Source organism: Microvirga sp. GCM10011540 (assembly GCF_042650665.1).
Taxonomy (GTDB): domain Bacteria; phylum Pseudomonadota; class Alphaproteobacteria; order Rhizobiales; family Beijerinckiaceae; genus Microvirga; species Microvirga lenta.
Window position 1 is genome coordinate 1 of sequence record NZ_JBHSBQ010000103.1, and the last position, 12,532, is coordinate 12,532.

General features: G+C 59.7%; 12 protein-coding genes and 3 pseudogenes. 11 read left to right on the forward strand and 4 right to left on the reverse strand.

Features of this window, described 5'->3' with window-relative positions:
* Positions 1 to 177: 177 nt before the first annotated feature.
* The 8 genes and pseudogenes from ACFOYU_RS15865 to ACFOYU_RS15900 all read left to right on the forward strand — a co-directional run bounded on the left by ACFOYU_RS15865 (position 178) and on the right by ACFOYU_RS15900 (position 7,704).
* Complete coding sequence (locus tag ACFOYU_RS15865; RefSeq protein ID WP_377034348.1) at positions 178 to 876, forward strand: IS6 family transposase; 699 nt, start codon at positions 178 to 180, stop codon at positions 874 to 876.
* A 156-nt stretch (positions 877 to 1,032) separates the two neighbouring features.
* Positions 1,033 to 1,476, forward strand: a complete 444-nt coding sequence (locus ACFOYU_RS15870; protein ID WP_377034337.1) for a MarR family winged helix-turn-helix transcriptional regulator — start codon at positions 1,033 to 1,035, stop codon at positions 1,474 to 1,476.
* Positions 1,477 to 1,727: 251 nt separating this feature from the next.
* Positions 1,728 to 1,883, forward strand: a pseudogene (locus tag ACFOYU_RS15875) (nuclear transport factor 2 family protein); the annotation flags it as partial.
* Between the two features lie 192 nt (positions 1,884 to 2,075).
* Positions 2,076 to 2,497, forward strand: a pseudogene (locus ACFOYU_RS15880) (alpha/beta fold hydrolase).
* Positions 2,494 to 2,772, forward strand: a complete 279-nt coding sequence (locus ACFOYU_RS15885) for an alpha/beta fold hydrolase (protein ID WP_377034338.1) — start codon at positions 2,494 to 2,496, stop codon at positions 2,770 to 2,772. Before ACFOYU_RS15880 ends, ACFOYU_RS15885 begins: the two are co-directional and overlap by 4 nt.
* A 280-nt stretch (positions 2,773 to 3,052) precedes the next feature.
* Positions 3,053 to 3,646: a DUF2239 family protein gene (locus tag ACFOYU_RS15890; RefSeq protein ID WP_377034339.1), complete on the forward strand. Its 594-nt coding sequence runs from the start codon at positions 3,053 to 3,055 to the stop codon at positions 3,644 to 3,646.
* 499 nt (positions 3,647 to 4,145) lie between these two features.
* Positions 4,146 to 7,049: a DEAD/DEAH box helicase gene (locus tag ACFOYU_RS15895; RefSeq protein ID WP_377034340.1), complete on the forward strand. Its 2,904-nt coding sequence runs from the start codon at positions 4,146 to 4,148 to the stop codon at positions 7,047 to 7,049.
* A gap of 178 nt (positions 7,050 to 7,227) precedes the next feature.
* On the forward strand, positions 7,228 to 7,704 hold the full coding sequence (locus tag ACFOYU_RS15900; protein WP_377034341.1) for a sigma factor-like helix-turn-helix DNA-binding protein: 477 nt from the start codon (positions 7,228 to 7,230) through the stop codon (positions 7,702 to 7,704).
* Positions 7,705 to 7,821: 117 nt separating this feature from the next.
* Here ACFOYU_RS15900 and ACFOYU_RS15905 read toward each other — a convergent pair.
* Positions 7,822 to 8,043, reverse strand: a pseudogene (locus ACFOYU_RS15905) (GNAT family N-acetyltransferase); the annotation flags it as partial.
* A gap of 51 nt (positions 8,044 to 8,094) precedes the next feature.
* Positions 8,095 to 8,391 carry a GNAT family N-acetyltransferase gene (locus ACFOYU_RS15910; RefSeq protein WP_377034342.1) on the reverse strand — a complete coding sequence of 99 codons (297 nt, stop codon included), beginning with the start codon at positions 8,389 to 8,391 and terminating at the stop codon, positions 8,095 to 8,097.
* A 228-nt stretch (positions 8,392 to 8,619) separates the two neighbouring features.
* On the opposite strand from ACFOYU_RS15910, the gene ACFOYU_RS15915 reads away from it, so the two are divergent.
* The 3 genes from ACFOYU_RS15915 (at position 8,620) to ACFOYU_RS15925 (ending at position 10,520) form a co-directional block, all read left to right on the forward strand.
* Positions 8,620 to 8,823 carry a hypothetical protein gene (locus ACFOYU_RS15915; protein WP_377034343.1) on the forward strand — a complete coding sequence of 68 codons (204 nt, stop codon included), beginning with the start codon at positions 8,620 to 8,622 and terminating at the stop codon, positions 8,821 to 8,823.
* A 180-nt stretch (positions 8,824 to 9,003) separates the two neighbouring features.
* Complete coding sequence (locus tag ACFOYU_RS15920) at positions 9,004 to 9,387, forward strand: DUF4440 domain-containing protein (protein ID WP_377034344.1); 384 nt, start codon at positions 9,004 to 9,006, stop codon at positions 9,385 to 9,387.
* A 752-nt stretch (positions 9,388 to 10,139) separates the two neighbouring features.
* A complete protein-coding gene (locus ACFOYU_RS15925; protein WP_377034345.1) occupies positions 10,140 to 10,520 on the forward strand; it encodes a hypothetical protein in 381 nt (126 codons plus the stop codon).
* A 297-nt stretch (positions 10,521 to 10,817) separates the two neighbouring features.
* Here ACFOYU_RS15925 and ACFOYU_RS15930 read toward each other — a convergent pair whose 3' ends face one another.
* Complete coding sequence (locus tag ACFOYU_RS15930) at positions 10,818 to 11,483, reverse strand: hypothetical protein (protein WP_377034346.1); 666 nt, start codon at positions 11,481 to 11,483, stop codon at positions 10,818 to 10,820.
* A 564-nt stretch (positions 11,484 to 12,047) separates the two neighbouring features.
* Positions 12,048 to 12,532: hypothetical protein (locus tag ACFOYU_RS15935; RefSeq protein WP_377034347.1), on the reverse strand; the 485-nt coding region annotated here is incomplete at its 5' end.

A 12,532-nucleotide genomic window follows, 5' to 3' on the forward strand; every position in this document is an offset into this window, starting at 1 on the left:
CATCCGGGCCCGCGGCATGTGAACGGCCGCATCAGAGGCCGCACACATGTCAGACCCTGACCACGCGCTGCATCAAACCTGAAAATTCTTCTTGCGTCACACGGGGCGTCCACACATGCCGCAAACCAACTGGTAACTCAGTTCGGTATACGCCTCCGGGGGCTCCGGAGGTGAATGATGTTCAAGGGCAGGCATTTTGATCGGTCGGTAATCCTGCTGTGCGTGCGGTGGTATCTGGCTTACAATCTCAGCCTCCGGAACTTGGAGGAGATGATGGCCGAGCGAGGCATCTCCGTCGACCACGCGACGGTGCATCGCTGGGTCGTCCGCTACTCTCCCGAACTGCTCGACCGCTTCAATCGCCGGAAGCGACCCGTCAGCCGGAAATGGCATTTGGATGAGACATACATCAAAGTCCGCGGGCGGTGGATGTATCTCTACCGCGCCATCGACAGCAACGGCGACACCGTCGAGTTCTGGTTCAGCGAGCGGCGCAACCTGGCAGCGGCCAAACGGTTCCTGCGCAGGGCCCTCAAGCGTCATGGTCGGCCTGAGCGGATTGTTATCGACGGGAGCCAGACGAACAGAGAAGCCATTCTATCCTGCGATACGACAAACCGGCTGCAGGGCCGATCACGACGGCGGCTCAAGCCGATCCGCATCCGGCAAAGTGCCTACTTGAATAATCGTATTGAGCAGGATCATCGGGCCATCAAGCGGCGGGTTCGCTCGATGATGGGGTTAAAGTCCATGAGTAGCGCTCGCGCGATCCTGGGCGGCATCGAAATGGTGCACATAATCCGAAAGGGACAGGCGAAATACGCCTGCGCTCAGCAACCTTTGCTCGCCGAGCAGTTCGAGCGGATCGCCGCATAAGCGAATACTAACCGCGCTCAGATCTTTCCGTCCGCAGTCAGAAGTTGCGACAGAGCCAGCCTTCCACGTAGGTCATTGAATGTCTCCCTTGGTGTGCCCTTCACAGTGAGGGCAGACCGAACTTGACGAAAACGTTGATATCAACATAATAGGTTCATGTCAAACAGCCGCGCCGTTCGCTTCGAGACCACCCTTCTGGTCCGCGACACCTGCCTGTGCCTACATGCCCAACGTGCCGCGCGGGCTCTGGCCCGGCGCTTCGATGAGGCTCTGCGGCCTGTCGGGCTCACCAACGGACAGTTCTCCCTAATGATGTCCCTGAACCGGCCTAAGCCTGCCACCATGGGATCAGTGGCGCTGCTGCTTGCGATGGATCGCACGACCCTCACGGCCGCGCTCAAGCCACTGGAGCGACGTGGTCTTGTGGAAGTAAGGCCCCACCCGAATGACCGGCGCAGCCGTCTAATCACCCTCACACCTGACGGACTAAGCCTTCTGGCCAGGGCTGTGCCGATCTGGGAGAGCACGCATCATGCAGTTGAAGCCTCGACGGGCGGGGAGGGTGATCGTCTGAGAGAGCATCTCCGGGCCTTGTCGTGAGGCGCTGGTGCATGGAGTTTGCACGCAAACCAGGGGGCGCAGGATCTATTGGGGATCAGCCGGACCCTATGCTCGAGCCGGCCGATCTCGCGTGCCCAGCGATGCGAGCTGGCGCAGGCCTTCATGGCCACCGTGCAGAATGGCTAGACTGCCAAGAAGGTAAGAACCAGGTGCCGCCACAACTTTCTACCGAAAAGGACCGCTCCCGATGCATCGGCTCCTTGGACCTGGAACACGTTCTTCGCCAGATCCAACCCGACGGCTACGGCGACCAGGTGCGCTTCTCCTGGCAACTGGGCCCCGAGGCCAGCGATGGCCCGATCAAGGGTACGGACTTTGCCACGATCGAGAACGGTCGCCTCAAAACTGTGGTCGGCTTCCTCGACCAGGTGCCCGCAACGGCCTGAACCAAGCGTAACTGCCTCATAACGGCGGAGACCGAGCCAATGAATGCCTCGATCAGAGACGCTAACATCCTGGTCCCGAATACCATTATGACTGCACAAGGTGCCTCATTGTTCTACAGGGACCGGAGTACGGGCGACCCGATCCTGTTCCCGGCGGGCTAGGCGCTCGCCTCGGACATGTGGGCCTATCAGATGAACCCTCTGTCGCGGCAAGGCTTCCGCTGCATCGCCTATGACCGACGCTCACATGGCCGATCGAGCGATCCGGGCAGGGGCTACGACTACGATACCTTGCGGACGATCTCGCGGAAGTCATCGAGGCTCTGGAGCTGGAGAGCGTCACTCTCGTGGGACATTCCTTCGCCAGCGGCGGGATCGTCCGCTACCTGACGCGGCATGGTTCGGGCCGGATTGCCCGGGTGTTGCTGATCGCTCCGGCGGCGATCCCATTCCTGCTGAGGACCGATGACAACCCAACTGGGGTACCTGGATCGGTGTTCGAGCAGGCACGAGGCGTCATCCTGGGTAATTTTGCCGGGTGGATAGAGGCCAATGCCGAGCCGTACTTCGGCCCCGGCACATCGCCGTTCATGATCGACTGGACCGTCGGATGATGACCCAGACCTCGCTGTTGGCGGCTGGCGAACTGAACCGGATCCAGGTGACCACCGACCTCAGGCCTGAGCTCGCACGGTTGGATGTGCCGGTGCTCATCATCCATGGCGACAGTGATGCCTCTGCCCCGCTCGAACTGACCGGGCGTCCGGCGGCTTCCCTAATCTGGGGAGCCCGCCTTGTGGTGTATGTGGGAGGCCCGCACAGGCTCTACTTCACACACAGGGAGCGCCTGAACCGAAATGTCGTCGAATTCATCCTCGATGGCGGGTGACACCAATCACGCATCCTTCCTGTCGACTCGTCCGCGGTGCTGTATGGCTCCTCAGATGCCGGAACCAAAGTGTATCAGGCAGTCGGCCTGCTGGACACACCTGCGCGGGAGAGCATGATACTTCTACGTACTCCGGTAGCGTTCAATCAGGAGCAGATCTTGCGGTGATCCGTTGTTCGGCGGCGCCCGGTTTAAATGTTTTCACCCGGATAAATTGACCCTGGATTTTCATCCGGGTATAAACATACCGGTGAATATGAGGAATGAGAGGATTAGGGCAATGCAAAGCTGGGCTGCATTTCAGGGTGAGCGCTGTCTTTTGGCCGGAAGCCCAAGGGAGGTCGCAGCTGCAGTTAAGCTCGCGAGTGACTTAGACGATTCACGTCCGATCCTAATCTTCGACAATGCGACCGGACGTCAGATCGATATCGACTTGCGCGGCAGCCTCACTGATATGCTGTCCCGGTTGCCGGACTCCGATGCCGAGGCCGAGGTCGAGCCACCACAATCGCGAGGTCCAGGCCGCCCTAAGCTCGGGGTCGTGGCCCGCGAGGTCACCCTTCTGCCGCGGCACTGGGAGTGGCTCAGTGCACAACCGGGCGGGGCGTCCGTGGCGCTAAGAAAGCTCGTTGATGCTGCGCGCGGCGTGAATGCAGCGCATGATCGGGCGCGACGCGCCCGCGAAGTGACAGACCAATTCATGGCCGTATTAGCCGGAAACCAACCCGGCTATGAGGAAGCGGCTCGAGCCCTGTATGCGGGGGACAGATCTGCGTTCAGACAGCAGATCGAGTCGTGGCCGCCGGATGTTCGGCGCCACGTTCTGCATTTGGCGCGCGATGCATTCGACCCCAACGGCGCACTCGGTACCTGATTTAGGCTGTAACGCAAAGTCTTGAAATCTCCATCTGAAGCGCGAGCGGCTTCTGTCTCAAACCTTGCTGCGGCCCAGAAAAGAAAATCAAACCATTCGGATCTTCTACCATGTGTAAAGCACTTTGGTCGTACAGCGCCGTTGAGCTCGCGGAGATGATCGCTGACGGCTGTGCGACGGCACGCGACGTTGTCCAGGTTCACCTTGATCGCATTGCCCACATCAATCCCCGCGTGCATGAGATCCAGGTCCGATGTCGCTCCCTCATAGAGAAGAGGAAAACGTTCGGATAGGAGCCTGGCGATACTTTTCGGGTTTGGGAAGCCTGGGCCCCTGATCACCCATCCGATGCAGCGGCAGTAAACCAATCTTAACCGTGCGTATGTTCTTAAAATGTTCTAGACTTCCATGAAGCGCACTTCCAGGCAGATTCCCCGTCCGCAGTCTCTACCCTTTCCACATACTCGAGTCTTCATTGATCCATTCCGATACCTGACCAATGCGGCCAGTTCCCAATTCAGCCGATGCTTCGGGCGAGGCATCCGTTCTCCGCCTGTGCCGAACAGTCGGTGACAAGCAGGCCGAGCCTTACCAGGCCCGGATCATGTCGTCGCTTCGCGAGGCGATCCGGCGTGGTCGTTCCGGGGCGGTGTTGGCTCCGACAGGCAGCGGCAAGAGCCTAAAAGCTGCGGCAGCGGCCGAGGATGCCTTTGATCTCGGCAAACCCATTCTGATCCTGCATCCGGACGTCAGCCTGCTTCGGCAGAACTATGCCCAGCTGCAAGCGATCCCCTCGTTGAGGAAAGCGCGACTGGCCTTCTTTGTCGCCAAATCCGAGGTAATCGGCGACGAGCCGATGGTGCGAAACAGCCTCGATGCCGACGTGATCATGGCGACGAACATGTCGCTGGTGAACAAGCTCGATGACGAGAGCTTCCTGCGCGGACTTGACGAGTTCGGCAGGCGAGGGGGCATCGCCCTGATCGACGAAGGGCACAAGGCCGCGGCCGAGCAACTCTCGAAGATTCTCCAGCGGATCGCGCGGGCGGGTGGTTCAGGGATCGTGTTGACGGCCACCCCGTTCAGAACGGACGGACAGGATCCGCTGGATCCCTTCGGCGCAAGCATCGAGCACGACCTGATCGACGTCGCCACCTATGACGAGGTCCTGGCGACCGGCCGGACAGTACGAACCCAGTTCGACATCGCCACGGGCGAGTTCGAGCGCCATCTCGGCGCCGACGCGGTCCGGCTGATCGAGACGGCGTTCCTGGCGCTGCTCGCCGAGAACAAGTCTGTCGACCAGGCCTCTCAGCAGGCCTTCTCACGCTTCTTTAAGCCGGATGCCAGCGAAGGCGACAGCGCCATAGCCAACCTCATCGTGTCGGCCCTGGTGAGGATCTGGTCCAGGCGCGCGGCGAAGGCAGGCCTGGCCATGATCCATTGCGACTGCGTGGAGTTCGCAAAAGCCCTCTCCGAAGCTCTGGCAACTGAGCGGCTGTCGGAGGAGCATCCCCGTGCTGGCGAGCACCCGCGGGTTGCCTTTGTAGTCGCCGGAGAGATCCGGGTGTGGCACCACGGGAAAGAAACGGGTCTGGGTCTGGCCGACCGACCTGGCAAGAAGATCAAACGCGACGATCTCCTGGATGCAGCGCGAGCCGGGAAGTTCGAAATCCTCGTCAACGTGAATGCCCTCGGCGTCGGAACGGACATTCCTCAGACCGACCTCAATATCCTGGCGTGTCAGGAGCGCTCCATCGGTCCGCTCAAGCAGATCAGCGGCCGCGGCGAGCGGGCCCACAAAGAGACCCAAAAGACGCACCAGGTCTTCGTCGATGTCGGCAACTCGATCCTCCGGATCTTCAACGACATCGATGCCATGCGCCGCAACGACCCGGAGCGGTGCCGCCGCCAAGTGCGTGGGTTGGCCGCTCCCATCCGGGAGCAGTTCGAGTCCTGGTTCGACAAGGATCCGACCCTCCGGACCCAGATTGAGGAGCGTCAGCGTCAGATCCGGCTGCGGCTCGGTGAACCCGAGCGGGAACAGTATGACGATCCGCTCGACCCCACCATGGCCTGGGGCGAGGATGATACGCTACCAGTCCCGAAGCCCTTTGCCGCCGGCATAATGGCGGCCGGAATGCGCCGGTACGATTCCGAGACCAGGAAGTTCTCCAGCCGCCTTGCCCTGTTCTGCGACCTTTATCAGTCGGGCATCTATGGACCGGAGGCCGCGGAGAATCTCCCGCGCTATCTGGTAGCGACCCATGATGAGAAGACCGGTACTCAGCAGGCGTTCTTGTGCTCCACGCTCGACGTCGCCCGCAAGTACGCCGCCTTCGTCGGGATCCGCTATGATGGCGAATACGAAGACAGCCTACCGAGTGACAAGCAACGGCGCTTTCTTGCCAATCTGCAGAAGGAGAAGCCGCAGGCTCAGGACTGGCTCATGCCCTTTGCCGAGGCGAGGAGCACGACCCAAATCGCGTGCGGGATCGACCTGCTCAAGGACAGGGCCAGTTTGCTCGTGAGGTTGCTTGCCATGGGCGCCACTCGTCTGGTCGAGCGTGCCACTGGAGCTCACAGCCTACCGCCAAAGCTGCGTTCGATCATTCTCGACCGGCCGAACCAGATCACCCCTCATCGACGCGACCTTCTTGGCGCCTATTGCCGTCTGCGCCACCGACTCGCCGAGATCTCGCCCTATGGGTTCGACCGTAAGGCGGCACCGTTCTCGATTACGACCTATGATCCAAGTGTCCTGCCTGAGATCCGCAGTGTAGTCGCCAACACCGGCTTCGGGTTCTTCGTGATCGAGGACCCGGACAAGGAAGAGGCTCTGAAGCCCCGCTTGGCTGAGGGGCTGATGAATGCCAGCATCGTGGCGGTCGGCCCGAAGGGGCCGACAGATGCATGGATCCGGCAGAAGGCCGGGTTCATCCGCCATGATGATGCCGCCCGCATGCGTGAGCGCAGCTTCAAACTGGCTCTCGAGGATCTGTGCGACGCCGGAAGGATCTCCCGGCAGAATACCATCGCGATTACCCTTACCCGTCTCGAGTATGTTGAGATCGCAAGCGCCAGGCCCGGTCGGGAGCTGACCCGCGCCATGGCCGATGTGGTAAAGAACCTCATGATCCTGCGGGGCGAGGATGGCCAAGTGCCAGCCGATGGCGCTCATGTGGATGCCGCCCGCACGGCAATCGCCGGTAATCACCCAAAAGTCGCGATTGAGTTCCCCGTCGCGCGACTGTGCGCCCGCTATGCGCAGCAGACAGTTCCGATTCAGAAGAGGGTCCTCAAGTCGCTCGAACGCGCTTCAACCTTTAAGAAAAATCGTGATGCTTACCTGAGGGCTCATCAGCAGGCGCAAGTCAGTGGACTTAGAGCCGCCGCACGGTAACAGTGCGGTTGCTGTAAAATCCGCTGTGCATTGAGTCATCATGATCTTGGCAAATCACGATTTCCTTGGATTATGGGGGCGGGGGTACTGACTTTTGCCCGATTTGGATGGCGTCGGGGGCCTGTCACGACAGGCCCTTACCTGTCGGGCCGAACTGATCTTGATGGAGTGTGCCTCATTGACGACCCTGAAGGAGTTCGAGCTGGCGCTGCGCGAGCAGGGCATGCACATGGCTCTGGCGATCCTGGAGAAACTCAAGGAGCGGGACCGGGCCAATCGGACGATCCGGCCGGCGCGGCGGATTGCGGGCAAGAAGATGACGCCTGAGCTCGCCCGACGCATCATTGAGCTCAACCAGACCACCGATATGACCCAGCAGGAAATCGCGTTCCAGCTGGGGGTCAATCAGGGGCGAGTAAACGAAGTGCTCAAGCGCGGGAAGTGGCTCGACGATAATCCGACATCCGAAGAAGCCGTTGCGCGCGACAAGGCCAAGGTTCGGATTGAGAAGGCCAATTCGGAGAGCGCTCCGGTCAGCCGGCGTAAAGCGGGTGCTCCTGCGGAAGAGGCTCGGCCTCGTCCAAAGCCGAAGCCTAGGAATCCGGCTCAGTTGTCGATTGAAGACTTCATCGCGTCGACAGGAGCCGATCAATAGATGTGCCTCGGTCGGAGCACAGGGTTCCAGTCGGTTAGATCCATTCCATACGGACTGTTATCGGAATTGTGCCGAACCTCATGGGGTGTTGAAGCTCGTGGACAGCATTCCAGCTGATCAACTCACCCGTGAGAAAATGAGGGTATCGCGCAAACACGAGGGATCATCAGCCGCAACTGTGTTATGCACAAGTCGTCCATCGAGTTGATAGTTCAACCGGCGAGCAATCGCGTGGCTCCGCTCGTTCAAAGCGTCAGATCGGATTTCAATTCGCCGGAACCCTAAGGTGTTGAGCCCGAGCTCAGTCAGAGCCTCAACTGCTTCCGTCATATAGCCCTGCCTTGCGTGACGGGTGTCGGCCTAGTAGCCGATTTCGGCTTTGGGAACGCGTCAATCCAGGGCGTGGAAACCCGTGCTGCCCAGCAGTGTCTCTTGGGTGGCATCAAAGATCAGGTAACGCAGTTCCTGGCGCATAAGGAACCGACTGGCTGCTTGCCGGAGGCTGGCTTCGTATCCCTCCACATCAAGAGGCTTTTGAACCCAGGTCAGCCATGGTTGCAGTTCAGGCAAGGAAGCTTGGATAGCCTCGTGCAAACGCGCACCATCGACATAGCGCGGACAGCGCAACATAAGGCGCGGCGTTCTGATTTCTGTTGGGACCTCACGAAGCTCAGGAGGCAATGACATAACTCACCACAACGGGATCTCAGGGAATGCAGATCCTGAATCAAGCAAAAAGGCCTAATTCCATAAAGCGTCTTCAGTGAAATTCGCGGACTTTTTCCCGCACGCGCAAGGCCAGCCTCGCCGCGCAACCTATCGGAGCTGCGCGGTGAGCATCCAGTAGGGCTATGCGGGCCGCAATCTCAGGGCAAGGTGCTCTTCATTGCAGTAGCGTCCCCCAATTTTGAGCGCTTGAGCCTCAAGGCCAAAGGGCAGGAAGCCAAGGCCGTAGTACAGCTTCCGAGCCGCCAGACGACGCTCCGCAAGGGCGGACACATGCGTGGTGTGGTCGGTATTGCCTTGGGGCAGTTCACGGATTTCAAACCGAGCGGCACCTTGACGGTCGTTGATCTGCTCCGCGACCGCCTGGCACCTCCGAACGTGCCAATCCTTTGAGGTTTGCCGTTAGGTCACGGAAAAGGCTCGTAACGGGTGCCGCTTGGCCGTCATAGAGTGCTTTATGCCCGTCAGCGTGAGATAAGGGTCTACAGGGGGTGGTCTAAGTCCCCGATGAAAAGCTCTCAGCGCATCGCGCAGACATGCCGATGACCCTGCGAGACGGTAAGGGACACGCATGTGGACGACATTACTCACTTCTACGAGCTTGAAACATCCCTCCTACGACCGGAGGTTCGCGCCTCGCGAGACGCCCTGTCAAAGCTTTTGGCTAACGACTTTGTGGAGTTCGGCAGCTCTGGTCGGGTTTATGACAGGGACCAGGTCATTGAGGGGCTAAATCAGGAGAGCTCATATCCGGCGCCGGGGCGAATGACGTACGAGTTCTCTGTACGTCGGCTCAGCGAAGTGGTTGCCCTTGTCACCTACAGGGTAAGTCGCCGGATGCCGGATGGTGAGGAGTTCCAGACTCGTCGAAGTTCAATCTGGCAGCTGATCGGGGGCCGATGGCAGATGGTGTTCCATCAGGGAACGCCTGTACATTCTCTTGAGGCGGTCGCATAACGCTATGGCTCCTCTACTTGTCGCAGCCTTCCAGCGCCGGCTGCTTTTTGATGATGTGTGGAGTTTTAGTCCGGCTCATGAAGGACCTGGAAGGGCTGCGATACACCGCTATCTCCTGTCTTGCCTTGCGCGGCCCCTACCGCAATCCAGAGCGGAAGGTGGTCCGTGGCCGTCCCGACTAGCACACCGAGCGCAATGCCGATCGCGACGCTATAGCCAGTAACAGAATCTCGCTTCATGGACCGGACGCTGCAGGGCCCAATTGACGAAATGATGGCAGGCCGGAATCGCCTTGGCGTCTGGCCCGTCCCATGCCCGAGGCCTATTCCTGCTCGCTGCCACGAAGTGGCCGTCGCGGAAGCAAGCATAGGCTTCAGCTGGGTCCACCTTAAGCCAACAGAGGACAACGGTTCCCCGAATGCCCCCGCGCACCTGATGGTCCTCATCGCGTATGAGCAGGGTCACGGGAACACGTGGTAAGTCGCCGGTTTGCTCAATCGTGTGAGCGCGCAGGCCACCACAAAACCACACCTAAGACGTGGGTTCGTTGCTGATGGAGGCTCGCGCTCTTTGGGAGAGCCCTTCGCCGCTAGGGCGACATGGCGACCTGCCGCGATATTCTTGGCGATGCATGAATTGTCAGAGCTATAGGCCAGGAGACCACGTTGTCAGCTGCAGCCGGCCTAGAGATGCTGGGACCGTTCGACGGTGAACTGCAATCCTTGGTCCGGACGAGCGTTTAAGGTGACGCAATGGCGAAAGTGACGCTTACCCTCTCTGCCCTGTACCTTGCCGTCATTGGCTTGGCTCTGATGTTCTTGCCCTTGCAATTTGGGACGGGCGCGGTGCCGAAAGATGCAGCGCCCGAATTGCTTGCGCTCCTACGTCTGCTAGGCGGACCGTTCCTTGGGATCGCCGTTCTGAACTGGCTGTCGAGGGATGTCGAGGCGTCGGCGTCCCGCCCGGTTGTGCTTGCAAATATCGTGGGATTCGGAGCTGTGGCAGCTAACGACATTTGGGGCGTCGCAAGCGGCGAGGCGCGGGACATCGCCAAGATATTTCTGGCTGTCCATCTGCTTTTCACCCTCGCGTTCTTGGCGGTGGCCTATTCCACGCGGCGCGTCCACCGCTAAGCAGAAGCGGTAGCCCGGCGGGAGAGCGTTCGTTCGCAACATGTCGGGGGATGAAAAAGAGATTACCCCTCTCCAGTAGTGTTTTGTAGCACCCCCCCGGCTTGCGGCAAGCCTCTGGTCATGCCCCATAAACGCTGCCCTCAACTTGCACTTGAGGGAGCAGTGAAGGTGCGTGTGCTATTGTAGACCTACAGGCCGCGCGGTGGCCACTGTCGCAATTTTTCTTTCCTATCGCTGGCTATGGCCCGCCCTGGTGAGAGAGGGCGACCTGAGATGTTCAAGGGCAGGCAATTTGATCTATCCGTCATGCTGCTGTGCGGGCGACGGCAAGTCCCGAGTATCGAGATACCGATGCGCGTGTACGTACAACTTGCCATCGGCGACTGCATGCGTAGGGTTGGCGATTTCGATGAGACGTCGGTAGGCACGCTCGTCCTGCCAGTGGCCTTCAATAAGATGACGAATCCAGCGGGACCAAGACCCAAATGTGGCCCGCAGCACCTCAAACACGGGAACAATTGCCTGCTGACCACCAGTGAGCCGCAACGAGAAGATATACATTTCACTGAGGCGCTTGATGGGATGGGCCGGCTTCATTCCCGCTGCCTTTGAGGCCACTGGCCGCGGCAGCAGGCGGCCGATGGTAAACTGAGAATGATAGGATTGCGCGACGATTTCGGCCCGTAGCGGGTCCCGCTCCCGGGCGCGGGGGATCTGACGGCCATTGCACCACAAAGTGCCGGGCAACAGGCCAAGGGCCGAACCCACGCCAACGCGGACCAGAAGGGTGTCGGGCTCATCGGCCGGATCACGTCGGCGCCAGCCCGCATCCGCCAGCAGGACTTCACATCCAACCACGATCACTGTACCGCGAGAGCCTCCCACCTTGCCGCAGGCGACGACCTCCCAGAGCCGGTTGTCATGCGGGCGCGATTCGAAGTGCAGAGAGGATGTCGTGGTCACGTCGGGCCAGGCTTTACAAGGGGCCATTCCTTTGACCTCTACTACCCTTAAGAGTGGTAAGTCGCGAGTCCCAAGAGAGCTCGCTTCGTTCGGAACCCAGAGCATTGTGCGGAAGCCGGATCCACTTTTCCGCACAATGCTCTCGTTCAGAGAGAAAGCATCGGACCCGCATGCCCTGTTTCACACGTCGAGAAGGTTGCGAGCCGGTACGGGTTAACAACTCCGTCGATGCTCCGCCGCTGAACCCGCAGTATTCCCAAATTCAGAGTTTGGGACCTTCCGCTGGTCTAATTCCAGAATGGTTAGCGGAACAATTGCAGTTGTTTGAGAGGTCGCCCCGGAAATCGAAATCATAGAGAGGTCAGGATTTCGCCGCCGACGGGCTGAGCCGGAGAAGCGTGATCAGCCGCTGGAGGCGAGAGGCAACACGGATCAGGCCTCATACCTGCGCTAAAAGTTTGGCAACATGCCTGCGCTTCGCCAGACCTAAGACCATGCTCCGAAACCTGAAACTTGGGGAGAATACGCCACGCTACCGCTGGGCACATTTGACAAGCTGGGCAGTTAAATGTTCATGTTTTGTTCGAAATATTGGAGGGTGCTCGCATGCGTAAGGGCTTTGGAACAGGGTCTGAGCCGTTCGTACGGATTGATGATGAGGAGGGGCGCCGACACCTCGTCAGGGTCAGCCATATCAACGCCTTGTCCGATACGGATCAGCTTCAAAACGAAACGTTCGTCAAGCTCGGCTTTCAGATCGTCCGGGTGCCGGAACCGCTCGACACACTTGTTGAGCGCGTGCTCGGGGAATCGAGGGCGCGGGATTGAAGCCGCATCGCCATACAGCCAATCGGGCAGGATACCGCCAATCAGCATACGTAACGCGGGGCCGCCACGGTTTTGTATGCCGTCACAACACCCCGTGGCCTGCCTCCACAAAAGTGGTCCTCCCTGATGTATGGCTTTCGAGCCGAATGGAGGACGAAAGAGAATGAGCAAGAAGAGACACACGGCCGAGGAGATTGTCGCCAAGTTGCGGCAAGTCGACG

Excerpts from the sequence above, each read along its gene's own strand:
- ACFOYU_RS15865 (WP_377034348.1), top strand. The coding sequence starts at position 178 with ATGTTCAAGGGCAGGCATTTTGATCGGTCGGTAATCCTGCTGTGCGTG.
- ACFOYU_RS15870 (WP_377034337.1), top strand. The coding sequence starts at position 1,033 with ATGTCAAACAGCCGCGCCGTTCGCTTCGAGACCACCCTTCTGGTCCGC.
- ACFOYU_RS15885 (WP_377034338.1), top strand. The coding sequence starts at position 2,494 with ATGATGACCCAGACCTCGCTGTTGGCGGCTGGCGAACTGAACCGGATC.
- ACFOYU_RS15890 (WP_377034339.1), top strand. The coding sequence starts at position 3,053 with ATGCAAAGCTGGGCTGCATTTCAGGGTGAGCGCTGTCTTTTGGCCGGA.
- ACFOYU_RS15895 (WP_377034340.1), top strand. The coding sequence starts at position 4,146 with ATGCGGCCAGTTCCCAATTCAGCCGATGCTTCGGGCGAGGCATCCGTT.
- ACFOYU_RS15910 (WP_377034342.1), bottom strand. The coding sequence starts at position 8,391 with ATGTCATTGCCTCCTGAGCTTCGTGAGGTCCCAACAGAAATCAGAACG.
- ACFOYU_RS15925 (WP_377034345.1), top strand. The coding sequence starts at position 10,140 with ATGGCGAAAGTGACGCTTACCCTCTCTGCCCTGTACCTTGCCGTCATT.